Below are 25,111 nucleotides of genomic sequence, written 5' to 3'. Positions count from 1 at the left end.
ACGCATCGTGAGCACGCAAATCGACCTGGTACCAGTCAAACCGACCACCGCGATCGTCGGCGAACCGGAGGCCGAGCCGACCCGCAAGCGCTCGGTCTGGTTCCGGCTGCTGGTCAATGACCGGGTGGCCGCCGGTGCCGCCGTGGTGCTCGGCCTGGTGGTCCTCACCGCGGTGTTCGGGCCCATGCTGGTCGGCAACCTCGCCACCCACATCGACCTGGACAACTCGAACCAGGCACCATTCACGCTCGCGCACGGCTGGGCCAACGTGCTCGGCACCGACCCACTGGGACGCAGCATGCTGGCCCGATTGATCGTCGCTTGCCGCACCACCCTGTCGGTGGCCATCCCGGCCGTGGTGATCTCGGCGGTCGCCGGATCGCTGATCGGCATGTGGGCCGGCTATTACCGCGGCTGGCGGGAAACGCTGGCCATGCGGGTGGCCGATGTCATCATGAGCTTCCCCTCGCTGTTGTTGGCAGTGGTGGTGCTCTACGTGTTCTCCCCGAGCGCGGCCAATATCGTTGCGGTGCTGGCGATCACCCGCATCCCGGTGTACCTGCGCACCGCTCGCGCGGAGTCGGCCGAACTGTCCAGCCGGGTGTTCGTCGACGCGGCCCGCACGTTCGGGGCCGGCGGACGTTCCATCATCGCGCGGCATGTGGTGCCGATCGTGTTGCCCACCCTGTTGACCGTGGCCACCCTGGACTTCTGCTACGTCATGCTGGCCGAATCGTCGCTGAGCTTCCTGGGTATCGGGATTCAGCCGCCAGACGTCAGCTGGGGCCTGATGGTTTCGCAGGGCCGCACCTATCTGCACACCGCATGGTGGCTCTCGTTCTTCCCGGGCGTGGCCATCGTGATCACCACGGTCTCTGCCACCATCCTCGCCGCATGGGCTCGTATCGCCACCGATCCCGGCCAGCGTTGGCGGCTCACCGTCCCGCAGAAACGCCTGTCCCGCTTCACCAAAACCGGAAAGGCCCTCGGATGACCTCACAGTTGAGCAGCAGTGTCGTGGAGCAGCCGAGCATGTCCGAGCACGTCGAAACCGATCCCGCACTGGTGGTGGACGGGCTCACCGTCGACATCCGGACCATCGGCGGAACCGTGCGCGCCGTCGACCACGTCAGCTTCGCGGCGCACCGCGGCCAGACCCTGGCCCTGCTGGGCGAATCCGGTTGCGGTAAATCGATGACCGCCACCGCACTGGTCGGGCTGCTCGAGCCCGTCGCAGAGGTGGTCGACGGCACCGCGACACTGGCCGAAGTGGACATCCTCGCCGCCGACCGCAAGACCCGGCGCATGCTGGCCGGGCCTGAGCTGGCCATCGTGTTCCAGGATGCGCTGACCGCACTCAACCCGCTCTACACGGTCGGTACCCAGCTGGCCGAGCCGTTCCGCATCCACCATGGGATGAATGCCAAGGACGCCAAGCGTAAGGCGGTGGAACTGATGGCACGGGTGGGCATTCCGCAGCCGGAGGAACGGATGAAGTCCTATCCGCACCAGTTCTCCGGCGGGATGAGGCAGCGGCTGCTGATTGCGATGGCCGTGGCGCTGAACCCGCGGGTGCTGATCGCCGATGAACCGACCACCGCGCTCGATGTCACCGTGCAAGCGCAGATCATGGCGCTGCTCAAGAGCCTGCGCGCCGAATTCGACATGGCCGTCGTACTGATCACCCACGATCTGGCGCTGGTGGCCGAGGAAGCAGACCGGGTCGCAGTGATGTACGCCGGCCAGGTGGTCGAAACCGGTCCGGTGGCAGAGGTTTTCGCCCATCCTCGACACCCGTACACCAAGGGGCTGCTCGACTCGGTCCCGGTGAGCGCGGTACGCGGCGAGACCCTCAGGTCCATCGGCGGCGCCCCGCCCGACCTGCACTCGATCCCGGCCGGTTGCGTCTACCAGGACCGTTGCCCGCTGGCCCGGGACATCTGCGTCACCACCAGGCCGGTGCTCAGGGGTGATGGCCGGCGTAGCGCCTGCCACTTCCCCGAAGAGGTCGAGGTCCGCACGCGAGGAGGAGAAGCAACAGATGTCTGAAAACCTGCTCACGGTCCGTGATCTGCGCAAGTCGTTCCGGGTGGGCAAGAACCAGCTCGCCGCCCTCGACGGGATCAACCTCGATCTCGGCCGTGGTGAAACGCTCGGTCTGGTCGGTGAATCCGGTTGCGGAAAGTCCACCCTGGCGCGGACCCTGATGATGCTCGAGCGCCCGGATTCGGGCAGCGTGACCTTCGACGGCATCGACCCGTTCGGCCTGCGTGGTGTGGAGCTGCTGAAGTTCCGGCGCCGGGTGCAGATGGTGTTCCAGGATCCCTACGCGTCGCTGAACTCCCGCATGACCGCGGGCGACATCATCGCCGAGCCCTGGCGTACGCACAAGACGCTGCACCCCAACCGCAAGGACCGGGAGATGCGGGTGCGTGGCCTGCTGGACATGGTCGGCCTGGGAGCCAAGGCCGCGGGCAAATACCCGCAGGAGTTCTCCGGCGGCCAACGGCAACGTATCGGCATCGCCAGGGCGCTGGCACTCAACCCCGACGTCATCATCTGCGACGAACCGGTGTCGGCACTCGACCTCTCGGTGCAGGCCCAGGTACTCAACCTGCTCAACGATCTGCAGCGGGAACTCGGGATCTCCTACATCTTCATCTCGCACGACCTGTCGGTGGTGCGCCACGTCGCCGATCGCGTGACGGTGATGTACCTGGGCCACATGATCGAGAGCGGCCGCACCGAGGACGTCTACCAGAACCCGCGCCACCCCTACACCGCGGCGCTGATGTCAGCGGCACCGAAACTCGATGCGGCCCAGCGCAACAACCGGATCCTCTTGAAGGGCGAGGTACCGTCACCGCTGAACCCGCCGTCGGGCTGCCGGTTCCGGACCCGATGCTGGAAGGTCACCGACATCTGTGCGACGCAGGCGCCGATGGCCACCGCCGCACCGGACGTCGACGGCCACATGTCCGAATGCCATCACCCGTTGGAACCGGCAGTGCCGGTATCGGTGTCGGCGTGAGCATCGCCGGCTACGGGATCATCGCCGCCGCGATCGTGCTGGCGTCATGCATGCAGGCCTCCATCGGGTTCGGCATGGGCATGCTGGCGGCACCGATCGTCGCGATCGTGGACCCCGGGCTGATCCCGGGCACACTCATCATGCTCGCGACGATGGTCACGCTCATGGTGGTGGTTCGCGAACGCGAGGACATCGACCTCGCAGGCACCGGATGGGCCCTGGCCGGACGAGTCCCGGGCACCGTTGCCGGGGCCCTGCTGCTGGTGGTCATGCCCGGGGAACTGCTGGCGTATGCGCTGTCCGCGGTGGTGCTCGGCGGAGTGGCACTCACGAGCATGGGCTGGATCCCCGCGCCGCGGCGGCGCAATCTGGTGCTGGCCGGCGCCACCTCAGGTCTGCTCGGCACCGCGACCTCCATCGGCGGACCGCCGATGGCGCTGGTGTGGCAGAACAACACCGGTGCCCGATTGCGCGGGACGATGAGTGGGTTCTTCCTGGTCGGGTCGGCGCTGTCGATCGTGCTACTGGCCCTCACGGGTTCCATTGATCACCACACCGTCGTGGTGTTCGCGATGCTCGTGCCGGCGTGCGTGTTCGGTTATGCCTTGTCCCGGTGGGTCAACCGCCACCTGGATCGGCAGCGTCAGCGGTGGGCGGCCATCGCGATATCCACCATCGGCGCCGTGGTGCTGATCGTCCGTCAGTTGATGGGAGGCTGAGTTGACCGACGAATCAAGCAGGGCCGACGCCGTTTCAGTGCGCAAGGTGAAATCCGCGGTGCGCACTGTCGAGCTGCTGGAGTTCCTGGCCGCGCGACCCGACCAGCCCGTGCGCATCAGGGAAATCTGTGTGGCGCTTGAGATGCCACGCAGCTCGGCGCATGCGCTGCTGCGCACCCTGGTGGCTCAGGGCTGGGTGCGTTCCGACGATGCGGGCACGCAGTACAGCATCGGTATGCGGGCGCTGCTGGTCGGCACCAGCTACCTCGACGCCGACCCGTACCTCCCGATGATCGCGCCGTTCCTCGAAGACCTGCGCGGTCAACTCGACGAGACGTTCCACTTGGCCCGGCTCGACGGTCACGACGTCGTCTACCTGGCCACCCGAGAGTCCCGCCAGTATGTGCGCACCGCCAACAAAGTGGGCCGCCGACTGCCGGCCTACGCCACCGCGCTGGGCAAGGCACTGCTGGCCGAGCGGTTCGGAGCCGAACTCGATTCGCACATCCCGGATCCGTTGACACCGTTGACCCCGCGCACGCTGACCGACCGTGACGGTCTCGACGCGGCTCTCGATGAGGTCCGGGTTCGGGGCTATGCCACCGAGGACGAGGAAAACACCCAGGGCATCAAATGTTTCGCGGTCACGCTGCGCTACCGGCATCCGGCGCAGGACGCGATCAGCGCGTCAGTCCCGCTGTCGCGGCTCACACCGGAGCGGGAGCGGGAGATCGTCGACGCCCTGCGCCTGGTGTGCGACAAGGTGTCTCGGGTGGTCCGCCCGGTTGCCAATGGAGATAAGTGGTTCGCATGAGTTTGCCCACGAATGGAGTATCGATGAGTGAACAGAACACGACACCCGTAGTGACGGAGTTGATCGTGATACCGATCGCCGGCCACGACAGCATGCTGCTCAACCTCAGCGGCGCCCACGGGCCGTTCTTCACCAGAAACCTGTTGATCCTCAAGGATTCCGATGGGAACACCGGGGTGGGAGAGGTGCCGGGCGGCGAGGCCATCCGGCGCACCCTCGACGACGCGAGGCCACTGGTGGTGGGCCGGTCGCTCGGCGCCTACCACGCCGTGCTGGAGAGCATCCGCCGCGAGTTCGCCGGCCGTGACAGTGCGGGGCGCGGCGCACAGACCTTCGATCTGCGGGTCATGGTGCACGCTGTCACCGCCGTGGAGTCCGCGCTGCTGGATCTGCTCGGTAAGCACCTCGGGGTACCGGTCGCCGCGTTACTCGGTGACGGTCAGCAGCGCAGTCGGGTACAGGCCCTTGGCTACCTGTTCTTCGTGGGGGACCGCAACCGTACCGACCTGGCGTACCAGTCCGCGGCGGACGAGCCGGCAGGCGCCGACGCGTGGCTGCGCGTCCGCCACGACGAGGCGCTCTCGCCCGAGGCTGTGGTCCGGCTTGCCGAGGCCGCGCGTGCCCGCTACGGATTCCGCGATTTCAAACTCAAGGGCGGTGTGCTGCCCGCGGCCGACGAGGCGAAGGCCGTCACCGCACTGGCCGAACGGTTCCCGGATGCGCGGATCACGCTGGACCCCAACGGTGGCTGGCTGCTGGCGGACGCGATCCAGACCTGTCGTCAGCTCACCGACGTGCTGGCCTACGCCGAGGACCCGGTCGGGCCGGAAGGCACCTTCTCGGGGCGCGAGGTGATGGCCGAGTTCAAGCGGGCCACCGGACTGCCCACCGCCACCAACATGATCGCCACCGACTGGCGCGAGCTGGGGCACGCGATCCGGGCGGGTGCCGTCGACATCCCACTGGCAGATCCGCATTTCTGGACCATGAGCGGTTCGGTCCGGGTCGCGCAGCTGTGCGACGCCTGGGGTTTGACCTGGGGTTCGCACTCCAACAACCACTTCGACGTGTCCCTGGCGATGTTCACCCATGTGGCCGCGGCGGCGCCGGGCAACATCACGGCCATCGACACGCACTGGATCTGGCAGGACGGCCAGCGGATCACCAAGCAGCCCTACCGAATTGTCGACGGCTACCTCGATGTGCCGGAGACCCCGGGGCTCGGCGTGGAACTCGACGAGGATCGGGTGGCCGCGGCCCACGAGCTCTACCTGGCGAATGGGCTGGGGGCGCGTGACGACGCGGTGGCCATGCAGTACCTGATCCCCGGCTGGAAGTTCGACGGCAAACGCCCTGCACTGCACAGGGATTGACATGAAGATTGTCGTCGTAGAGCAGAATCTGCTGGTACACCGCGATCGCTTCGAGGCCGCGCTGCCGCCGGGTGCCGAGGTCGTCTGGAACGGGAGCATCGAAGACCTGCGGGACGCCGACGTGTTCGTGGGCGGCCGGTTCACCGCCGAGATGGCGGCCGCAGCGGAGAAACTGCGCCTCGTGCACGTTGCGGGGGCCGGCACCGACAAGGTCGACTTCGCCGCACTGCGGCCAGAGACCCTGGTGGCCAACACCTTCCATCATGAACGGTCCATCGCGGAGTACGTGCTCGCGGCAGCGGTGTTGCTGCGCCGCGACTTCCTGGCGCAGGACCGGGCGCTGCGCCGAGGGATATGGGCCACCTCGGTCTACGACGCCAACCTGCCGCAGTTGCCCGCCATCGGCGCGGCCCGGGTCGGCCTGGTCGGGTTCGGCCACATCGGCCGGCGCGTATGGGAATTGTTCCGCGGTCTGGGCTCGACCGGTGCTGCGGTGACCGGATCGGGGCGGGTTGACGCCACGGCCCACGGTCTGTCCTGGGCGGGCGACACCTCCGAGCTGGACCGGCTCATGACGGAGTCCGACGTAGTCGTGGTGTCGGCGCCGCTCACCGCGGCGACCGAAGGCATGATCGGCGCCGAGCAGCTTCGGGCCCTGGGCTCCGAGGGTGTGCTGGTCAACGTCGGGCGGGGACCGCTCGTGGCGGAGCGCCCGCTCTACGAAGCGCTGTTGGAGGGACGGATCCGGGCCGCCGCCATCGACGTCTGGTACCGCTATCCCGGCCCGGGTGGGCAGGGGGTACCGAGTGAGCTGCCGTTCGGCGAACTGGCCAATGTATTGATGACGCCCCATTCGTCGGGCGTCACCACCGACACGTTCGGGGGCCGTGCCCAGGAGATCGCCGCCAACATCGGCCGGCTCGATCGCGGTGAGCCGCTGGGCAATCTGGTGTCGCAGTAGCGCGTACCGGAACTGGATTGCAGGGTGTGTCCTTCTTGGTTAGGAGCTGACAATGCAATTGCCGCAGCAGCTGCCGGGTCCGAATGTGGATCATTGGGATTGGCAGATGGGTGCGCGTTGCCGAGGTGTGGACTCCTCGGTCTTCTTCTCGCCCGAGGGTGAACGCGGGCGTGCACGGGCTGAACGTGAACTGCGGGCCAAAGCGTTGTGCCGGGACTGTCCTGTTCTGGCGCAGTGTCGAGCCCACGCCTTGGAGATCGTCGAACCGTTCGGAGTGTGGGGTGGGTTGTCCGAGGGCGAGCGCCAGCTCTTACGCAAGGGCAGTGGCCGCTGACGCCGGCACTGGATGAGGATTTCAGGACGATCGGTAGAACGCGGTTGCTGGTCGAACCAGCGTTGAGGTTCGTCAGTGCGAGGTCTTGTCGGCCGGTGCACGCTCGGGGAAGAGGTAGTCGGTGACGTCGACTGATCTCTTCCGCACGAGCAGGACAGAACCGGCAGCGATCAGGCTGGCTGCGGCCAGCGCGTACAGACCCCAGGTGACGGTGCCGGTGGCTTGTTTGATCAGCCCGAAACCGAACGGCGCAACGAACCCTCCGAGGTTGCCCAGCGAGTTGATGATGGCGATCGCGGGCGCCAATACCATTGGGTGCATGGAGGATTGGGGGATGGACCAGAACAGTGGGCTGGCGCTCTTGAAGCCCATCGCGGCGATGCACAGGAAGAGCAGTGCCAGCAACGGCGAGGCGATGGCCGCGAGATAGGTGCCCACGGCGGCCGTGAGGAGAGCGAAGATCAGCAGGGGGCGACGCAGGTCAGGCCGGCGGTCGCCGAGGCGTGAGGACAGATACATCGCTATCACCGCACTGATCCACGGCAGGCTCGACAGCAGCCCGACAGTGATGTCGTTGAGGCCGTGGATACGGCGCACGATGGACGGCAACCAGAACGTGTTGGCGTAGATGGAAAGCTGAATGGCGAAGTAGATCCAGCAGAACAGCAGGAGCTTGGGGTCGGCCAGCATCTTCCACCGGTTGCCTTTTCCCTCGACGCCGGAGGTCTTGGTCTTTTGTGCTTCCTCGGCGTCGATCGCGTCGATGAGGGCGTCCTGTTCGGCGCGGGTCAGCCAGGCGGCGTCACGGATCTTCGAGTTGAGCATGAAGTACGCGACGATGCCGACCAGTACCGACACCATGCCCTCGATGAGGAACAGCCATTGCCATCCACGCAGACCGCCCTGGCCGTGCAGTGAGAGGAGGGGGCCGGACAGCGGCCCCGAGATCGCGGCGGCGATCGAGGAACCGGCGATGAACAGCGCCGTTGCCCGTCCGCGGTGGCTGTCAGGCAACCACTTGGCCATGTAGTAGATGACGGCCGGGAAGAAGCCGGCTTCGGCCATGCCGAGCAGGAATCGCAGGACATAGAACATTTCGGCGCTTCGGACGAACATCATCGCGGCGGACACCAGGCCCCAGCTGATCATGATGCGGGTCAGCCAGATCCGGGCACCGAAGCGCTCCATCAGGATGTTGCTCGGTAGCTCGAAAATCGCGTAGGCAACGAAGAACACGCCGGCGCCGAAGCCGTAAGCAGCAGCTCCGATGCCCACGTCTGCTTCGAGGTACTCCTGGGCATAGCCGATGTTGGCGCGATTGAGCTGATTGCAGATCAGCATGATGATCAGCAGCGGTACAACGCGGCGGAAGAACTTCGACACCGCCGACTGCAAGTCGGCGGGCGCGGGCTGCGTGATCGACACTTCCGCTCCTTTCGAGATACCTCGGCGAGTGACCCGCCTCACAGTGGAATCTAGAGCAGGGTATTGATGCACGTCCAAGACCAATTGGGCATCAGCTGATCCAGCCTCGGTATGAGTTGCTCTCGAGGGTTGCCTGGTTTGGCGCCGTAAAGGCGTCATATCGACAAGAGATCTACGGTTTGCGGCGGCTCAGAACCGCTTCATCGAGATCTCCAGGCCACCCTGCCCCGGCACCGTTACGGACTGGAACGGACCGTTGGGGTCACGGACCAGCGACAGGTATTCGAGGTAGTCCTTGCGTCCGTTGACCACCTCGTCGCACACCACCAACGCACCCGGGCGAAGCTCGGGCAGCACCCGCTCGAGCGCGGGCAAGGCCATCGGGATCCAGATGTCGACCAGCATGAAATCGACCGGGCCGCCGACGTCTTGTAGTGAGTCCCGTAGATCGCCGTCGCGCACGTCGACGAGGTGGGCCAGCCCGGCATCGGCGAGGTTACGCTGTGCCGCAGCGACTTTCGCCGTCTCGTGCTCTGTTCCAATCACCTGCCCGGTGCCGCCAGAGGCCGCGATGTTGTCGCGCACCGCGGCGGCTAGGTAGATGGTTGACACACCGTACGAGGTGCCCGCTTCGACCACTCGGCGGGCATCGATCGCGCGGCACAGCAGGTAGCACAGCGCGGCCTTGGCCGGGTCGAGTGCGATCAGCTTGTCGGCCAGCCAGTCCTTGGACTCCGGCGACTGGGTGAAATCCCAACTGCCGGTGCGGATCTTGCTACGGACCGCCCGGGCGGCCAACGGCACCACGGAGGGCAGCAGTTGACGACGGCTGCGTGCGTGCAATCGGTCGGCCACCGCGCGGGCTCGTTCGTCCAACGGCGAGGGTGCGTAGCGGTCCGGAATTCGCCTGGTCATCGGCGTCAGGTTAGCTCGGTCAGACGTCATCTGGTGGTGTCCGAGGCGGGGTGTCATCGGGTTCGGTGTCCCATGTGGTGGGGAGCATGGGCACCGTGGGGATGCCGTCCTTCGTTCTGGTTTTGTTGCCGATATCTTCGTGCGAGACAAGTCCTGCCGCAGTAGTCGTGGCGGTCGACTTCGGAACTGTGCCTGCGAACCCGAGAGCTCCCGTGCCCCGAACCGGCTGGGCGCTGCGGCGTTGCGTGGATCTCGCCGGTTGATCGAAATCCGCGTCGGCTGTGACGTTCATGTCCATGTATCGCGGGCCTCGGTCTTTCACTCGTGTACGTCGTTTGCGTCGCGCCCGAGAGCGGGCAGATGCAGCCGCGGCTGCCGCCGCGGAGATCCCGGACGCCGGAGCCTGGGCGCTGCTGCCCTCGTTGAGCGTCGGTCCGAACCGAAGGGCTGGTGGTTCCTCGGGTGCCGCATACACCAGGTAGGGCGGGGTCATTGCCACTGCGGTGCCCGACGCTGGCGCCGCCGACGGGCTGACGGCAGAGGATCCGGGCGCGGCAGGCACCGCGGTGCCGGTGGGTGCCAGCGCGGTCACCGGCGGCGACTCGGGGCGTTCGGTACGTACGGTTTCGTGGTCGCCAGGCTGATCGACAGCGGCGGGTTCCTCATCGGCGCCGGGTGTATTCAGATACTGCTCGACCGCCATGATGAGTAGCGGCACGAAGATCGGTGTCGCGATGATCATCGCCCACGCCAACCAGTACCCCTGCGAAACCACCAGGTACACAAGGACACCGAGCGTCAGAAGCAGCGGCAGCCACGTGGCCAACGCGACCGCGGGGTTGCGGATGAAATCTTCGATGATCTGGACCAATGTGCCGAGCGGGTCTCGGAAGAAGTTCATCAGTTGGTCTGCAATGTCATTGCTGCTCTCCAGCGCCGAACCGGAATTTCCAGCCTGAGCCTGTGCCGCGAGCCCGGACCTGTCCGCGGCCATGCCGGAAATCTCGCCGCCGGGTGCCATGATCGGCGCAGGGGCAGGCGTGGGAGCAATCGATGCTACTGCCGCGCTCGAAACCCCCTGGTAAGTCTCCATCGTGGTGCCGGCCTGCATCCACATCCGCACATAGTCGGCCTCGTTGAGCGCGATCGGGATCGTGTTGATCCCAAAGAAGTTCGTACCCACCAATGCACCGTGAATCACATGATTTGCCGCCAATTCGGCCAGCGTCGGCATGGATACCAAAGCCGTGGTGTAGGCCGCCGCGACAGTCTCATGGCCGGCTGCCGTCGCGGCGCTGTTCGCACTGGCCTGTACCAGCCAAGACAGGTAGGGCGCGTGTGCGAGTACGTATTGCTCCGCGCTGGGCCCCTCCCACGCGCCGGCTTGAACAGCTCCGAGTAAGGCGGTGAGTTCGGCTGCCGCCGAGGCATATTCGATGCTCAACGACTGCCATGCCCCTGCGGCGGCCAGCAGCGGTCCCGGCCCCGGGCCTCCTGAGAGCAACGCAGAATGCACTTCTGGTGGAGACGCCAGCCAGATTGGGGTCGTCATTACGGCCGAGCAAACCGTGGCCGCGGCATTGTGCTGATCGTGGGTTCATGGGTCGTAGGCGTCACGTGTCAAGGCTGACCCGTACGTTTGCAGGCTGTCTTGAAGGTTTCGGAACTCCTCGGCCAGCCATACCGTCGGCGAGACGCCGGCGAAACGGACGAACTCGCGGGTCAGATGTGCCTGATCGGCGAACCCGGCCTCGACGGCAATCCGCGCCAGATCCACCGGACCACCGTGGCGCGCCGTATCCGCGATCCGGCGGGTGGCGTACTCGAAGCGCATCAGCATCGCCACCGTCTTGGGAGCGTGGCCGACCTCGCGGTGGAACAACGTGGCAAGATGCCGGGGGCTCACCCCCACCTGCCCGGCGACAGCGCTCACCGGCAGGCGGCCTCGGCTGCACGCCAACAACTTCCAGGCGTAGGCGACCTCAGGTCGCACCGGTGCAGCACGCTGAACACCTTGCAGGTATCCCGCAACGCGGGCGAACGCCGCCGACCACTGCCTCGCCTCGGCGACCTGCTCGTGTAACCGGGAGACCGACCGGCCCAGCACCGCCGAAGCATCGAGAGCACCGGCATTGAGCTCTGCGGCGGACACCCCGAACAGCGTGCGCGCCGCCAGCGGGTGCACGGCCAGTTTCACCACGCCCTCACCGCGGTCCTTGCGCACCTTGCTCGCCTGCAGCTGCAGGCCGGCAAGCACGACCGGGATGGGCTTGGCTTCCGAAGGCATGTCGTCGGCCCGTAGACCGTCACTGAGGCTGACGATGAGAATCAGCCTCGACGACGGCAGTCCGCGGTACACACCCTCGAGCGAGCGGTAGCCCACCGCCGAGGTCACTCCCGGCACAGCAAGGGACGGGGCGATGGCGAAATCCCACGTCGGCTCTGCGGCCATGGCGTTGAGTGTAGGAAAACAGCCGGTGCGGAGGTGACCTACGAAACCGGCGCGCACCGTCAATCACAGAGAGACGTGCGGTCCGATCAAACCACCGACACACGGACCTTGGTGAGATCGGTACATCCCAACTCACGTCGTCACGAACGTATGGTCGCCCCCATGTGGCTGACCCATTTCACTGCTGTCGCGCTACCACTACTGCTGGTCCCCACAGCAGCACTGCTGGCCGCCGCGCGGTGGGGTATCGCAGGGCTCTCCGACGGGGTTCCCGACGATGTGAAAGCTTTGCTTCCCGAGTTCACCGCCACAGAGCGCCGACGCGGGACCATCTTCGCCACGATCTTCGTGAGCACGCTTGTCGTCGCGGTCTTCGTCGCAACATTCTCCTGGATCGACGGCGTCCACGCTTCCGGCTTTCTACAAGCGTTCGGGATGGCGTTCGCAACGCTCTTCACGTTCTGCCTGATCGACCTGGTGATCATCGACTGGGGATTGATCTGTTGGTGGCGGCCGTCCTGGATCGTGATCCGCGGAACCGAGCAAGCCGAAGGGTGGGGCGATTACATGTTTCACGTTCGTGAGCAACTGAGCCCGAAAGGCCTGGCAGCCATGTTCGGGATGCCCGTGGCAATCGCCGGCGCAGCTACAGTGTTGCGCCTCCTGCTGTAGCTGCTGCACCGTGACAGCTGGGCGGCGTGTCCTCAACGCCGCAGACCACCGCATTGACACCCAAATAGCCAGCGAGGCAGGCTGGTTGGCGGCCGAGGATGCCAACGCAACCGTCGTCAATGACTTCTCCGCGCGGAGTTCCGGAACCTACAGTTGTACTTCTTCTCGATGATTGCGGTCACCGTGTCTCGTTATCGTCATCGGCCGGAAATGCCTGGCACCCCAGGTGATCACAACGACCAGCCCCGTGCCGATGCCCAACCCTACGGACGCGAGTACCCAGGATTCGCGAAACGATCCGCTCATGGACATCCAGGCCGGCAGGGCTGCCGTGAGCGCGCCCTCCACCAATGCGACCGTGCCCGTGATCGTTGTCAGATGCGTGCGCTCCAAGCCGAGCAGCAGGAAGAACAGTAGCCACAGCGCTGCCCAGGCAAGCCAAATGACGCCGAAGACTGGGGAATTGGCCGCGAAGTTATGGGCGGCATAGGCGACCGCCACTACCGCGACGAAGAGTGAGAACCAACCTAACCCGTGCCCCGGTAGGTCGCATAGCGCGTTGATGCCGACCCACAGATAGGTGAAACCGAACAGGTAGAGTCCGGCGGCAGCGTGAATGATGGCGGTGTCGCCGCCGGCGGTCAGCACGAGATAGGTCGGAGTGAACACCTGCAGCAGGCCGACAAATAGATTGAGGGGGGCGGCGCCGCGCGGGGTGACCCAACCCAGCAGCATGAGTCCGTTCACGATCAGCACGGCGCCCACATAGAACAGTCCGATGTTGCCCATCTAGGGGTCTCGATTCTTCCGGGATGTCGCCCGACCGGAACTGCCCGGCCGGGGCGACATCGCGTAGTCGTTGGTGGCCGCTATTGGGGGAGGATGTCCTTGTCGAAGATGTCCAGTGGGATCTTCAGGACGACTGCAGCGTTCGGGATGTCGACGACACCTCCCACGTGCATCTCACACGGCGCGACAGAGATGATGGTGTAGGCCTGCTCGGGGGTGTACCCGAACTTGCCGAGGTATTCGATGGCCTGCTCGACGACCTGGGTCACCGCCATGGTGGTGTCGAGGTACTTCTGTTCAGTTCCGCCGGCCGAAAGGCCGGTGAAGGAGATGTACCGGGTACCGAATTGCGGGTCGACGGGAGAGGGCCGGAACATCGGGGTTCGGACGCCGTAGCGGGCCATCCCGTCCTTGATCACGTTGAACCGGTACCAGCCGGCACCATCCATCTCGATTGCGTTCCAGGTGATTTCGCCGTCTCCTTCGGCGAAATGGAAGTCGCCGCTGGAGAACAACGCGCCGTCGACGAACACCGGGAAGTAGACGCGCGAACCTCGCGACAGGTTCTTGATGTCCATGTTGCCGCCGTTCTCACGGGGCGGGATGGTCCGCGCTGCAGTTTCAGCGACCCGCGCCCACTCGTCTCCCTCGAGGTTCCGAAGGACCGCGGTGTCCCGGGCGTCGGCCCGGGGTGCGGCCAGACCGTCGGCGATGAACGGATCTTCGCGCTCGTTCCAGGTCCGCAGCAGGTCGTGGGAGGGCGCGACGCCGATGATGCCCGGGTGGCTGATCGCCGGAATCTCTACCCCGGGGATCTGGCGACTGGTGGCGAACAAGCCGTGCAGGTCCCAGATGGTTTTGTATCCGTCCGGGAAGGATTCCGCCAGCGGTCCGCCCATACCCGGCAGGATGTTCGAGTAGCCGATGCCCGAAAGTGGTTGAACATCAAGGATATCGACCACCAGCAGGTCACCGGCCTTGACGCCGTCGACCTTGACCGGGCCGGTCAGCGGATGGGTCCGGGTCAGGTCGAATGAACGGAGGTCGGCATCGTCGTCGACGTCTTGGAGTTGATAGTCGTCGTAGCCGCCGCTCTCCAGAATCAGTTCGTCGCCGAGGCCGACCTCGATCAGCGGTGGGATGTCCGGGTGCCAGCGATTGTGGCCAAGGTGCTTCTGCTTGGCCAACGGGACGCCGACCTCGCAGGAGAACCGCTTGACGCCGAGGTCGCGGTCGGGGAATCGGGATACGCCGGAGCGGGTGAAGTCAGCGGGTTCAGCCATGGTGCGTTCCTCTGTTCGTGGATGTGACGACGCACACACATTATCTCCATTTGGAAATAAAACAAGGCTGCGGTTCACCGTTGCCGGAATGCGGCGAGGTGAGGTCCGGGAGGATGAGTCGAGGTCAGCCGCGCTTGGACAGCAGGCCGGCCAGGGCTTCGTGTTCCCACGCGGCCAGATTGCACAGCTGCGCTTCGGCGGCCGCATTGACCCGGGGAGCGATAGCTCGATAGTTCGACCGGCCGCGATCGGTCAGGTGCACAAGCACCCGGCGCCGATCCAGCGAGTCAACCGTCCGATGTAGCAGCGCTTGGTCGACTAGCTTGTCTACGCTGCGCGTCAGGGTTGCTCCTGGCAAGCCGACGACATCGGCCAGGCCGGTCATCGTCAGACCGTCATGGGCGCGGTGCAGCGCCCCCAGGATCAGCCAGTGCGGCACCGCGAGGCCGGTGCCCGACAGGCTGGCGCCGATTACCCGTTCGAGGCGCGCAGCACGGTCGAGCAGCAGCGACGCCAGTTCCTCGAATTCTGTCGACATCGAACGTCCACTACTCCGATCCGCACCCAGTCGCCAACCCTTGACGCGTCACCGAACTCGGGGAAAAATTGCCCACTACTCAATTCCATTTGAACATAACTCCGCGGCCTAGGTCGAGCAGAGAAGGTGAAGTGTGGGTTGCAACACGGATGCATTCCGTATCGGCCTCGCCATCCCGCTTCGTGGTCCGGGCGGGATCTTCGGCCCATCGTGTGAGGCCGTCGCGGAGTTGGCTGTCGCCCAGCTCAACGCGACTGACGGCATCTTGGGGAGGCCGGTCGAGATCGAAGTCCTGGACGCCGGCGCCCCGGTAGAGGAGTTCTGCGATCAGACGATGGCGCAGGTCCAGTCCGGCGCCGTTCATGCCGTGGTGGGCTGGCACATTTCCACGGTGCGCCAACACATGTCGCCGGTGCTGGCGCAAATGAATGTTCCCTACGTCTATACATCGCTGCACGAAGGCGCCGCCGGCGAAGCGGTGCTGTGCCCGGGGGAGACCCCCGCACTTCAGGTGCTCCCCGGGCTGCGCTGGCTCAACGAGCATCTCGGGCTGAAGCGTTGGGCGATCGCCGGCTCGGACTATGTGTGGCCGCGGCGAACTGCTCGGGCCGTGCACACCTACGCGGAGGCATCGGGCTCCAAGGTGGTCGGCGAGTTCTACCTGCGCTACGGGTGTCGCGATTTCACCAGTGCCCTGCGGGATCTGGACAGAAGCGACGCCGATGCCGTGATCATGCTGCTGGTCGGTCGCGACGCGGTGCTGTTCAACCGCCAGTTCGCGACGAACGGTATGCAGGGACGAATGGTGCGGTTCTCGCCGTTGATGGAAGAGAACATGCTGCTGGCATCGGGAGGGTGGGCCACCGACAACCTGTATGTGGCCGCAGCGTACTTCAACAGTCTGGCCACGTCGTCGGCGCTGGATTTCACCGGCTCCTACCTGGATCGGTTCGGTCCGCACGCACCAGCGCTGAACAACGCCGCCGAATCCTGCTACGAGGGGATCCTGGCGCTGGCCGCGAGCGTGAACGAAGTACACAGCGTCGATTCGCGTCAGATACTCGCGACAATCGAGGGGCGGGGCGTGACCTACAACGGACCTCGTGGGACGGTGCACCTCGGGGTCGGCCGTTCTCGTCAGCGGGTGCACATCGCGCGGGCCGATCACTATGACTTTGACGTCATCGGGACCTTGCCCGAACCAATGGCTCTGAGCTGATCGCGGCGGTCCCCTCGGTCCGAGCCGAGGTCGGATTCGAGCCTTGGGCCAAAGCGGATGTCTTGCTGCAGGCCGATGGTCCCAACCCAGTCGGAGATGGTTTCCCGGCGATCAGGGATTCGCGGCAGGTTGGGGATACTGGGCTGCCTGGACCACTCGTCCTGCGAGTTCGGAGACGTAAGTGGCATCGACCGGTTGGCGGGTGAGGGCGCTCCGGAAGTGGATAGGTGCGATCAGCAGTTCGATCACCTGCCGGGCATCGACGTCACCCGGGAGTTCGCCACGGGTGATCGCACGCGTGATCATCGGCAAGATCACCTGATAACGCTGTTGCCAGAACGCTTCTCGTGCGGAGGCTACCTCGTCGGAATCGCTGACCGCAGACAGCGCCCGCACCAGGCCGCGCCCCAGCGGGGTGTTGAGGTAGTCGCCGAGTGCGGTGCCGAACGCGGTCAGATCCGTGTGCAGCGATCCGGTGTCGGGGATCGGCAGTTCGCGCGCGCTGGATGCCAATAGCGCGTCAAGCACCAGATTTTCCCGGGTCCCCCAGCGTCGGTAGATGGAGCTGTCGCGAACGCCGGCGCGCCGGCTCACGTCGGGAATGCTGACCTTGTCCGCACCGTGCTCGGTGACCGCCTCGATCACCGCCTGGTGGACTGCCTGTTTCACGCGGGCAGCGCGGCCACCGGGCCGCGCTCGTGACGATGCGGGTTGAGCGGCTTCAGCCATACCGTCATCTTAAAACAGAAGCTCTTGCTTTTAGTGTGTCGCGACGCCTACGCTTAATGCAGAACAATCTGCTATTGGGTCAGTTGGGGAGGTTTGTGATGGCGTCGGTACTGGAAGCTGCGAAGCGGGTGGCGGTCACGGCGTGCGCCCTGACGCACACCACAGATAGGGCGGCGCGACGGCTGGGTGTGGCGGCGTTTCTGCCCAAACTCTTTGTGGATCGATTCACGCATCTGGGCGGATTCACCGATGCGCAGTTCCGCGATCAGCTGGCCGTCTGTCGGACATTCGAGGATGCGCAGTGGGCGTCGCACTGGCAGGGCTTGGCTGATGAGCAATTGGCACGGGCGGATCAGGCGCTCCGGCGCCTGGGCGGCCCGTCCGCTGAACAACTTGCCGACCCCGAGGGTGTTGTCGACATCGCCGCGCTCGGCGCGCTGTTGGGTCCGGCGGTGACGATTCTGGCCGATCGGGGAGCCGTGGCCGATCCGGACGCGGTGGTCAAGTTCAGCAGCCAGCACCCGGAATTCGCCGATGCCGCCGAGGCCCTGGACGCCTTGATCAAGGCGCTGGTCTATGAATTCGCCGCTGCCTGGCCAGGATTCAGTCCGCACCGACTGCTCGCCTACAAGCGAATGGACCGGCTGACCGAGGTTCTGATGACCGCACTCGCCCCGGCCATGGGCTGCACAGTCGACGTGGTGCAGATCCCGTCCGGCGGCGAAGACGTGGTGCGCGGGTACTTGGTACTGCCCCAGGGGGCAACCCAGGCTCCGACGGTGCTGATCACCAACGGGCTGGAAGGCACCATCGCCGAGGTGCTGTTGCCGATGCTGGCGCAGCGAGACGGAAATCTGGGGTTGTTCGTGATGGAGATGCCTGGCACCTATGGTTATAGCGCGCCACTGACGGTGGCCGGCGCCCAGACCGCTTACACCAAAGTCATCGACTACCTGGTCGCTGAACCCCGCGTTGACGCAGACCGGATCGGCATGTTCGGTGCGAGCTTCGGTGCGTACTGGTCAACCCGGATGGCCGCTGTCGACGATCGGTTGAAGGCTGTGGTGTCCAACGGGCCCCCAGCCGATCGGAGTTTTGGCACGCTCAGCTCCGTCGGTATGCCGGAAATCATGGTGTGGACTTTGCTCAACACTCTCGGTGCCAAGAACCCAATCGATCTCTTGAACAAGCTGTCTGACTTCGCTTTGACCGAGCTTTGCAGCAAGATTTCCGCCCAGTTGCTGGTGATCAACGGGGCCCGCGACACCTTGGTCGACACGCAGGACTCGATCGACATCGCCGCCGCAGCCCCTGATGCGTTGCTGGCCTTGTATGCCGGTGATGATCACTGCGCGATGGGTAATGCCGAACATTGGTCGCCGCTGGCGGCAAGATTCCTTCGCGATCATTTGAGCGGTCCGATCTCCGAGCCGGCTCGGTGACCGAGGCGATCAAGGACTTGCCGCGGATGCGGCGCGTCCTCTACACCTCCGATCACCGCATTGACACCGAAATCGCCACCGATGCAGGGTGGTTGGCTGCTGAGGACGCCGTCTGGGCCAATCACCTGCACGATCTCTCGACGGTGTTCACGCCCGCGTTCGAGATCGCCCGCTACGAGCAGTTAGGGCTTTCCGATGGAGCCACCGTACTGCCAATCTGCCCGACGTCGTTCCGCGATTTCATGATGTATGAGAAGCATGCTGTCGATGCCGCCCGTGGCCTGGCGAAGCGTTTCGTGCCGACGGGCTATCGAGTGGCGCGCCTCTACGAAACCGTCACTCGCCGAACCTTTCCCTCGTTTCGGCCCAAGGCCCTCTGGTATCGCGAACCGATCTACTACATGTCCAACGCGTTGACCTTTGTCCCGTCGGGAGTGCCCATTCGCACCCCCTCCTACAGCCGCGCTCTCGATTTCGAGCTTGAACTCGGCGTCGTACTCGGAAGCCCGCTGCGCAACGCAACCGTCGAGCAAGCCGCTGCCGCGATCGCCGCGGTCGTCGTCGTCAACGATTTCTCCGCGCGGGACGTGCAACTGGCCGAAATGCGCTCCGGTTTCGGCCCGCAGAAAGCCAAGCACTTCATCAGCTCGATGTCGGCCACCGCCGTCGCCGGTCCCGCACTCGCGCCTCACCTCGATGGGTTGACCGCCAGCGTCACCATCAACGGGAAGACCGTCTCGCGCACCACGACCGCGGGGATGCGGTACTCCATGGCCGAGGCCATCGCCCATGTATCGCGCGACGAACAGCTCTTCCCCGGAGAGCTACTGGGCACGGGCACATTGCCCGGGGGCAGCGGGATGGAACTGGGTTGCTGGCTGGCCCCGGGTGACGAACTGCGCCTGGAAATCGACGCGATCGGTGTCATCGAGCACCGAATCCAAGGCTAGAGATGATCTCTCGGTGAAGATCGATCAAGTCTCAGACTCTGTCTACGTGGTCGCTGGCACAAACGTGAACTGGGCACTTGTCAGTAACGGATCCGCTGTCACCATCGTCGACGCCGGCTATCCGGCCGACACCGACCATCTGCTCGACTCGATCCGGCAAATCGGGCACCGCCTCGACGACGTGGCCGCCGTGCTGTTGACCCACGCTCACCTCGACCACATCGGCGCGATCCCCACGCTCGTCGAGCGCATCGGAATGCCGGTCTACACCGGAACCGAAGAAGTGCGACACGCCAAACGCGAATACCTGCAACAAATTACGCCCGTCGAAATGCTCAAACAGCTCGGCAGCCAGCGTGGTCGGAAGTGGGTCACCCAAACGATCAAAGCCGCGCGAGGAGGAATCAAGACAACAGTGCCCACAGCGACTGCCGCCGCGGCCGAGGTGCTCGCCCAACTGCCGGGTGGACTGATCCCCGTGCCGTCACCGGGACACACCTCCGGTCACACCGCCTATTTCATGCCCTCGGAGAGGGTTCTGTTCTCCGGTGACGCCCTCGTCACCGGGCACCCCCTTCTGATCGATACCGGCCCGCAACTGCTGCCGTCGGTTTTCAATCACGACGAAGCACTGGCGCGGCTCAGCGCACAACAGCTCGCCGGACAACCTGCCCGTACCTTGGTCCCCGGACACGGCGCACCCATCGTCCACCCCTGACCGACGACAGACAGGCACCCAATGACAAACACCGAATCCCCGAACTCCGAACCCATGACATCCCCGGCCTACGCCAACGGCCTGCGCACTCGTCAGGAAGTCATGGGCACCGATTTCGTCGCCCAGGCACTAGCCCGCACCTCAGGAAGCGAATCCGAACAGCTTCAACATTTCATCACCGAGCACGTTTGGGACGCCGTATGGAACCGGCCAGGCCTCGAACACCGCGACCGCAGCCTGCTCAATCTGGGAATTCTCACGGCACTGCGAGCTCACGACGAACTCCGCGGTCACGTGCGAGGCGCTCTCAACAACGGGCTCACGCGAGCGGAGATCACCGAGTCGATCATCCACACCAGCGGATACTGCGGTGCGCCAGCCGCACTGGCAGCCATGCGCGTAGCTCAAGAAGAGTTCGACAAACTCTGAATACCCGTAACGTCGTCCGTGGTCGCTCGGTCCACTCCTGCCCAGCCGGTAAATACCTTGTCGGAACCCGCAAGCGGGGTCGGTCGAACCGCGGAAGCCGTTGCGTTGGAGCTCGATCGAGCTCCATTGAGATGGACGGTGTGTCGGTGGCTATCGCTTCCGTTCGCGGGCCGATGCCCCAGCGCTGACCACGACCTCGCGGTGCGCGATCGCCGTGTGGTCGTCGCTGCATTCAACGACCACACGGATCGGGGCGCCGCAGTCGGCGTGGCGGACGTTGAGAAAGGGGCCCTCGGGGTCGGCAGTGTACTTGTCGCCCCACTGCATCAATGAAACGATGATTGGCCATGTATCCCAACCCTTTTCGGTGAGCGTGTACTCGTTGCGGGTGCGCCCGCCAGTCGGTCGATAGGGCCGGGTTTCGAGAATCTCCGCCGCGACAAGCTTGCGAAGCCGATCGGCCAACACCGCCTCGGACACGCCCAGGTGATCACGGAAGTCATCGAACCTACGGACCCCGTTGATCGCCTCCCGAATGAGCAGCAGGCTCCACTTCTCTCCGACGATGTCGAGCGTTCGCTTCACAGGGCAGTTCTGGGTGTCCAGGCTGAGCCAATCCATGATGCACCTCACTTCTGTATTGACAGTCAGCCCCATTATAGCTAGCTTCTGTTTCAGAAGTTAAAGCTTCTGATGCGACCTCTCCGCACGCCAGCCACCGATGGAACGCACAGCGGCACAACCGTTCCCGCGAGATTCGTGGCGACCAAAGAAACCAAGCGACCAGGAGCCACCATGTTCGATGCCATCTCGCACCGCATCGGCGACGGCATTCTGACCATCACACTGAACCGTCCCGACAATCTCAACGCGTCCGCTCTCGCGATGGGCGACGAACTCGAACGATCATTCCGCGACGTCAACGTCAACGTCAACGTCAACGTCAACGTCAACGACAACGACGACGTCCGCGCGGTGATCGTCACCGGCGCGGGCCGCGGACTCGTATGCACCGTAGCCCGCCGTGGCACGGAATCAGAAGAAGGAAGACCGCAGTGAACGCCATACTGTCAGGCCCGATCCGACTCGGGGTGATCGAAGCCACCAATCGGATCGTCATGGCGCCCATGACGCGTAGCCGTGCCGGCGCCGACGGGGTTCCCCGGCAATCCACCGCGGCGTACTACGCCCAACGCGCGAGTGCGGGACTCGTTGTCTCCGAGGGTATCTGTATCGCGCCAGAAGCAGTCGGGAACCCGATGGTGCCTGGCTTATGGTCAAGAGAACAGATTGGCGCCTGGCGGTCGGTAACCTCCGCAGTGCATGACGCCGGCGGGATGATGGCGGCCCAGTTGTGGCACACGGGCAGAGCGTCGCATCCCAGCTTGCAGCCCGACGGACAACTCCCCGTGGGGCCGTCCCCGATCGCGATTGACGGCCTTACTTTCGCGGCAAACGGCCGCACCCCTTATGTGACGCCGCGAGCACTCGATACCGGGGAGATCCCACAGATCGTCGACCATTACGCGCGCGCCGCGGCCAATGCCAGAGAAGCCGGGTTCGACGCCGTTGAATTGCACTCGGCCAACGGCTATCTCGTCGACCAGTTCTTACAAGACAACTCCAACCGACGTGGCGACAGATACGGCGGCAGCATCGAGAACCGGGTTCGACTTCTCGTCGAGATCGTCGTCGCCCTCGTCGACACCGTCGGCCCGGGACGCGTCGGGGTACGAATCTCGCCCGCGAGCACGTTCCAGGACATGGCCGACTCCGACCCTCACCGACTGTTCGACCATGTGGTGCGTGTCCTGTCCGAGCACGACTTGGCCTACCTTCACGTCGTAGAACCCGGTATCGATGGCTGGTGCGATGCCCACTTCGAACAGGCCTCGCCGATTGACAGCGAGTGGATACGCGCACGCTACGCGGGAAACATCGTCGCCACCGGCGGATATACCGCGGAATCTGCCACTCGTGCAGTCGAATCCGGCATCGTTGATGCCGTTGCCTTCGGGCGATCCTTCATCGCCAACCCGGACCTGCCGCGGCGACTGATCGAAAACTTGCCTATCGCCGAACCCAACCGCGAGACCTTCTACAGCGGCGGCGACGAAGGCTACATCGACTACCCGTTTTGGGATGAGTCGACGGTCAGCGCCTGAAGACACCGTTGCCACCAACGAATGAATGCGAGGCGCACATGAACGTATTGGTTGATGCAGGAATGTTCACCGACCGCGGAGGCTGGATTTTCGACTCTCAGTTCGAGGCGGAGATGGGGGCACCGTACCTACTCGCGCACGGGCTCGGAGTGCCGGTGGCAGACGCGCGGACGACCGTCACGCTGACAACACCCGGCACCTATCGCGTCTGGGTGCGTACGAAGGACTGGGTGCCCTCACATCACCCGGGTAGATTCACTGTCACTGTCACGGGCCACACCTTCGATCGTGAATTCGGAGCGACCGGTCGCGGGTGGGGCTGGGAGGACGCGGGAACAGTCGAACTTGCTGCAGGCGAGAACGACATCGTGCTTCACGACCTCACCGGCTTCGATGGCCGATGCGATGCTGTCTTTCTGAGCCTCGACGACACACCACCGCCCGACGGAGCCGGGCCGGCAGCTCGCCAATGGCGTCGAGAGCTGCGCGGGCACAGCGCGCAGCCACGCGCGGCCGGCGAGTTCGATGTGGTGGTCGTCGGTGGAGGAGTCACCGGTTCGACGGCAGCGCTGGCCGCGGCGCGCCTGGGTCTGCGCGTCGCGCTTATCCAGAACCGCCCAGTTCTGGGCGGCAACGCCAGTGTCGAGATCGGCATCAGCCCCCGTGGTGAGAACAGCACTTTGGTGCGGGAGCTCTCGGCCCGCCACGCTGACGGCGACCTCGTTGCTCGCGATGTCCTTGACGCCGAACCGAACGTGACTGTGTTCATCGAACATCAGGTACACGGAGTGCTCACCGAAGGACGGCGGGTGACCTCGGTCGACGCCCGCGATACCCGCACTGGGGAGGAATGGCGATTTCGAGCGCCCGTCGTCATCGACTGCAGTGGGACGGCGATCATCGGTCTTCTGGCCGGCGCGCGAACGATATTCGGGCACGAATCCGCGTCGGAATACGGGGAGCCGCTGGCTCCCGTGGAGCATTTGGACCAGCATCATGGCCACACGCTGATGTTCCGCACTCGCGACAACGGAACTCCCACGTCTTTTCCCGATGTCCCGTGGGCGCTAGCCGTCGCCAAGGACTACGCGAACCTCAGCGGGCAATTGGTCGAACCGGGCATCGACAATGGCCCCGGACCTGCCGCCGGGCGCTTCCGCACGCCCCACCCCGACGTTCGTCGCCGAATGCTGGTTCCCGCAAGCCATTTCTGGGAATACGGCCAATGGCTCGACCCGTACACGCAGGGTGAGGAGATCCGGGACCATCTGCTGTGCGCGATCTATGGAACCTTCGCGAACGTCAAATCTGTTGAGCCGCAAACTTATGCCAATCTCACCTTGGATTTTGTCGCCTATGTTGCGGCTCAGGGGGAGTTCCGGCGATACCTCGGGGACTACGTCCTCACCGAAAACGACATCCGTGACCACCGGGAATTCGACGACGGTGTGATCACCAACTCGGGTCCGTTCTGCCTGCACTATCCCATCGACGAGACCTACGATTTTCGGCTCCGGGACTGGAAGTGGGACACCCGCGACGGGCTTCCATTCCAGGTTCCCTTCCGATGCCTCTACTCTGCAGACATCGACAACCTCCTGGTGGCCGGCAAGCACATCAGTGTCACGCACATCGCGGGCTCAGCCACCAAATTCATGGGCAACGGCGGTCAGCACGCGATCGCTGCCGCCGTCGCCGCGTCAATCTGCCTGCGCGAGAACATCAGTCCCCGTGATGTCCCTGCAGAACACGTTGATGAACTGAGGAGTTTGGTGGACAAGCTCACCGCAGGGAGCGATTGCCCCACTACAGATCCCTAATGCTAGGAGAGTGCAGTACCGTTCCGTCGACTGACCCATCGACGGACTGCGACGCATTTCGGACGTGTCGATGTCGTGATCGCCAACGCCGGCGCCAGCATGCCCGACGCGATCAAACTGTCCTCCGAGGCTGGTCGGCGCTGAATACATGCGCGTCCCCGGCCCTCCGAACCTGCATGCGCAGGACACCGGGTAGCTGTGCTTTGGCGCGGGGGTGGTGTTATCGACCGGCGTCCGCGAGGCTCGCGTGGTGCGCCCTACTCTGTCATTCGCCGTTCGAAGCCGCCTTGCCGCTCGAAAAGCTAGATCGCGATGCTAACCCGATCTCCGGGT

26 protein-coding genes are annotated in these 25,111 nt (G+C 64.8%); 17 read left to right on the top strand and 9 right to left on the bottom strand.

Going from position 1 to position 25,111, the window contains the following annotated elements; genetic code table 11:
* The first annotated feature begins 7 nt into the window (after window positions 1-7).
* From ACNQVK_RS35305 to ACNQVK_RS35270, 8 genes are read left to right on the top strand one after another with little or no spacing between them, the layout of a single operon-like run.
* Window positions 8-994, top strand: a complete 987-nt coding sequence (locus ACNQVK_RS35305; protein WP_418033497.1) for an ABC transporter permease — start codon at window positions 8-10, stop codon at window positions 992-994.
* Window positions 995-1,032: 38 nt separating this feature from the next.
* Window positions 1,033-2,049, top strand: a complete 1,017-nt coding sequence (locus ACNQVK_RS35300; RefSeq protein WP_418034530.1) for an ABC transporter ATP-binding protein — start codon at window positions 1,033-1,035, stop codon at window positions 2,047-2,049.
* Complete coding sequence (locus ACNQVK_RS35295; protein WP_418033496.1) at window positions 2,042-3,031, top strand: ABC transporter ATP-binding protein; 990 nt, start codon at window positions 2,042-2,044, stop codon at window positions 3,029-3,031. The genes ACNQVK_RS35300 and ACNQVK_RS35295 overlap by 8 nt, the downstream gene beginning before the upstream one ends.
* Window positions 3,028-3,750, top strand: a complete 723-nt coding sequence (locus ACNQVK_RS35290) for a sulfite exporter TauE/SafE family protein (RefSeq protein ID WP_418033495.1) — start codon at window positions 3,028-3,030, stop codon at window positions 3,748-3,750. Before ACNQVK_RS35295 ends, ACNQVK_RS35290 begins: the two co-directional genes overlap by 4 nt.
* A 1-nt stretch (window position 3,751) precedes the next feature.
* Window positions 3,752-4,564, top strand: coding sequence for an IclR family transcriptional regulator (locus tag ACNQVK_RS35285; protein ID WP_418033494.1), 813 nt, complete (start codon window positions 3,752-3,754; stop codon window positions 4,562-4,564).
* 23 nt (window positions 4,565-4,587) lie between these two features.
* Window positions 4,588-5,937, top strand: a complete 1,350-nt coding sequence (locus tag ACNQVK_RS35280; RefSeq protein ID WP_418033493.1) for an enolase C-terminal domain-like protein — start codon at window positions 4,588-4,590, stop codon at window positions 5,935-5,937.
* A 1-nt stretch (window position 5,938) separates the two neighbouring features.
* Window positions 5,939-6,898 (top strand): 2-hydroxyacid dehydrogenase, encoded by a 960-nt coding sequence (locus tag ACNQVK_RS35275; protein ID WP_418033492.1) that lies wholly within the window; start codon window positions 5,939-5,941, stop codon window positions 6,896-6,898.
* 52 nt (window positions 6,899-6,950) lie between these two features.
* Window positions 6,951-7,232 (top strand): WhiB family transcriptional regulator, encoded by a 282-nt coding sequence (locus ACNQVK_RS35270; protein ID WP_409550812.1) that lies wholly within the window; start codon window positions 6,951-6,953, stop codon window positions 7,230-7,232.
* Between the two features lie 72 nt (window positions 7,233-7,304).
* On the opposite strand, the gene ACNQVK_RS35265 is transcribed toward ACNQVK_RS35270, so the two are convergent.
* The 4 genes from ACNQVK_RS35265 to ACNQVK_RS35250 all read right to left on the bottom strand — a co-directional run bounded on the left by ACNQVK_RS35265 (window position 7,305) and on the right by ACNQVK_RS35250 (window position 12,024).
* Window positions 7,305-8,651 (bottom strand): MFS transporter, encoded by a 1,347-nt coding sequence (locus tag ACNQVK_RS35265; RefSeq protein WP_418034528.1) that lies wholly within the window; start codon window positions 8,649-8,651, stop codon window positions 7,305-7,307.
* 195 nt (window positions 8,652-8,846) lie between these two features.
* Window positions 8,847-9,572 (bottom strand): O-methyltransferase, encoded by a 726-nt coding sequence (locus tag ACNQVK_RS35260; protein ID WP_409550813.1) that lies wholly within the window; start codon window positions 9,570-9,572, stop codon window positions 8,847-8,849.
* Window positions 9,573-9,591: 19 nt separating this feature from the next.
* Window positions 9,592-11,124, bottom strand: coding sequence for a PPE domain-containing protein (locus ACNQVK_RS35255; RefSeq protein WP_418033491.1), 1,533 nt, complete (start codon window positions 11,122-11,124; stop codon window positions 9,592-9,594).
* A 45-nt stretch (window positions 11,125-11,169) separates the two neighbouring features.
* A complete protein-coding gene (locus ACNQVK_RS35250; RefSeq protein ID WP_418033490.1) occupies window positions 11,170-12,024 on the bottom strand; it encodes a helix-turn-helix domain-containing protein in 855 nt (284 codons plus the stop codon).
* 162 nt (window positions 12,025-12,186) lie between these two features.
* On the opposite strand from ACNQVK_RS35250, the gene ACNQVK_RS35245 reads away from it, so the two are divergent.
* The gene (locus tag ACNQVK_RS35245; protein ID WP_409550816.1) at window positions 12,187-12,696 is read left to right on the top strand and encodes a hypothetical protein; all 510 of its coding nucleotides are present in this window, start codon (window positions 12,187-12,189) and stop codon (window positions 12,694-12,696) included.
* A gap of 147 nt (window positions 12,697-12,843) precedes the next feature.
* Here ACNQVK_RS35245 and ACNQVK_RS35240 read toward each other — a convergent pair whose 3' ends face one another.
* From ACNQVK_RS35240 to ACNQVK_RS35230, 3 genes are all read right to left on the bottom strand, one after another.
* Window positions 12,844-13,485, bottom strand: a complete 642-nt coding sequence (locus tag ACNQVK_RS35240) for an AmiS/UreI family transporter (RefSeq protein WP_418033489.1) — start codon at window positions 13,483-13,485, stop codon at window positions 12,844-12,846.
* Between the two features lie 80 nt (window positions 13,486-13,565).
* Window positions 13,566-14,768 (bottom strand): acetamidase/formamidase family protein, encoded by a 1,203-nt coding sequence (locus ACNQVK_RS35235; protein WP_418033488.1) that lies wholly within the window; start codon window positions 14,766-14,768, stop codon window positions 13,566-13,568.
* Between the two features lie 124 nt (window positions 14,769-14,892).
* Entirely contained in the window at window positions 14,893-15,306 is a 414-nt protein-coding gene (locus ACNQVK_RS35230) for a MarR family winged helix-turn-helix transcriptional regulator (RefSeq protein ID WP_409550819.1), read from the bottom strand.
* Window positions 15,307-15,439: 133 nt separating this feature from the next.
* Here ACNQVK_RS35230 and ACNQVK_RS35225 point away from each other — a divergent pair, with 133 nt between their 5' ends.
* Window positions 15,440-16,525, top strand: coding sequence for a substrate-binding domain-containing protein (locus ACNQVK_RS35225; RefSeq protein ID WP_418033487.1), 1,086 nt, complete (start codon window positions 15,440-15,442; stop codon window positions 16,523-16,525).
* A 111-nt stretch (window positions 16,526-16,636) separates the two neighbouring features.
* Here the strand turns inward: ACNQVK_RS35225 and ACNQVK_RS35220 are convergent, their stop codons facing one another.
* Window positions 16,637-17,254, bottom strand: coding sequence for a TetR/AcrR family transcriptional regulator (locus tag ACNQVK_RS35220; RefSeq protein WP_418033486.1), 618 nt, complete (start codon window positions 17,252-17,254; stop codon window positions 16,637-16,639).
* Window positions 17,255-17,289: 35 nt separating this feature from the next.
* Here ACNQVK_RS35220 and ACNQVK_RS35215 point away from each other — a divergent pair, with 35 nt between their 5' ends.
* The 4 genes from ACNQVK_RS35215 to ACNQVK_RS35200 are packed head-to-tail and all read left to right on the top strand — an operon-like array spanning window position 17,290 to window position 20,793.
* Window positions 17,290-18,696: an alpha/beta hydrolase family protein gene (locus ACNQVK_RS35215; RefSeq protein WP_418033485.1), complete on the top strand. Its 1,407-nt coding sequence runs from the start codon at window positions 17,290-17,292 to the stop codon at window positions 18,694-18,696.
* Window positions 18,693-19,646: a fumarylacetoacetate hydrolase family protein gene (locus ACNQVK_RS35210; protein ID WP_418033484.1), complete on the top strand. Its 954-nt coding sequence runs from the start codon at window positions 18,693-18,695 to the stop codon at window positions 19,644-19,646. Before ACNQVK_RS35215 ends, ACNQVK_RS35210 begins: the two co-directional genes overlap by 4 nt.
* Window positions 19,647-19,692: 46 nt before the next feature.
* Complete coding sequence (locus ACNQVK_RS35205; protein WP_418033483.1) at window positions 19,693-20,364, top strand: MBL fold metallo-hydrolase; 672 nt, start codon at window positions 19,693-19,695, stop codon at window positions 20,362-20,364.
* 21 nt (window positions 20,365-20,385) lie between these two features.
* Window positions 20,386-20,793, top strand: a complete 408-nt coding sequence (locus tag ACNQVK_RS35200; protein WP_418033482.1) for a carboxymuconolactone decarboxylase family protein — start codon at window positions 20,386-20,388, stop codon at window positions 20,791-20,793.
* A gap of 150 nt (window positions 20,794-20,943) precedes the next feature.
* Here the strand turns inward: ACNQVK_RS35200 and ACNQVK_RS35195 are convergent, their stop codons facing one another.
* Window positions 20,944-21,414: a winged helix-turn-helix transcriptional regulator gene (locus tag ACNQVK_RS35195; protein ID WP_418033481.1), complete on the bottom strand. Its 471-nt coding sequence runs from the start codon at window positions 21,412-21,414 to the stop codon at window positions 20,944-20,946.
* Between the two features lie 174 nt (window positions 21,415-21,588).
* Between ACNQVK_RS35195 and ACNQVK_RS35190 the strand changes: the two genes are divergently transcribed.
* The 3 genes from ACNQVK_RS35190 to ACNQVK_RS35180 are packed head-to-tail and all read left to right on the top strand — an operon-like array spanning window position 21,589 to window position 24,778.
* On the top strand, window positions 21,589-21,852 hold the full coding sequence (locus tag ACNQVK_RS35190; protein WP_418033480.1) for a hypothetical protein: 264 nt from the start codon (window positions 21,589-21,591) through the stop codon (window positions 21,850-21,852).
* Window positions 21,849-22,958, top strand: a complete 1,110-nt coding sequence (locus ACNQVK_RS35185) for an alkene reductase (RefSeq protein ID WP_418033479.1) — start codon at window positions 21,849-21,851, stop codon at window positions 22,956-22,958. Before ACNQVK_RS35190 ends, ACNQVK_RS35185 begins: the two co-directional genes overlap by 4 nt.
* A gap of 38 nt (window positions 22,959-22,996) precedes the next feature.
* On the top strand, window positions 22,997-24,778 hold the full coding sequence (locus ACNQVK_RS35180; RefSeq protein WP_418033478.1) for an FAD-dependent oxidoreductase: 1,782 nt from the start codon (window positions 22,997-22,999) through the stop codon (window positions 24,776-24,778).
* Window positions 24,779-25,111: the final 333 nt, after the last annotated feature.

The organism is Mycobacterium sp. 134 (genome assembly GCF_048282715.1).
Taxonomy (GTDB): Bacteria; Actinomycetota; Actinomycetes; order Mycobacteriales; family Mycobacteriaceae; genus Mycobacterium; species Mycobacterium septicum.
This window is presented reverse-complemented; position numbering and strand designations above follow the sequence as displayed.